The organism is Nostoc sp. 2RC (genome assembly GCF_014222165.1).
In the GTDB taxonomy this organism is placed as follows: Bacteria; Cyanobacteriota; Cyanobacteriia; order Cyanobacteriales; family Nostocaceae; genus Nostoc; species Nostoc linckia.
In genome coordinates, this window is record NZ_JACKZU010000836.1 from 1 (window position 1) to 270 (window position 270).

Here is a 270-nt window from a genome sequence, read left to right on the forward strand (position 1 = left end):
ATTGAGAGCGATCGTCAGAGATAGCATAGTAACGGTTGTTGGCTGCATCATAGGTAACACCAGATAACCCACCCACCGGGGCTGCCAATCCATTAACTACCCCAGCCGCACCATTAGGAATAAAGCCTGTGGGGAAAGTAGTTTGTCCTTGAAACTCCAACTCAGTAATAGTTTTACCCGCTTCAGTCGCCCCCACCTGAACATCGACCGACACCAAGCGATGGTCAGAACTGGGGAAAGGAAACGTTCCCACTGGGGGGAATGTGGGAT

At 51.1% G+C, this 270-nt stretch carries 1 protein-coding gene; it reads right to left on the reverse strand.

The features are described 5' to 3' along the window. Nucleotides 1-270, reverse strand: a 270-nt coding sequence (locus GNE10_RS35180) for an esterase-like activity of phytase family protein (protein WP_185570589.1), incomplete at both ends; no start/stop codon positions are given.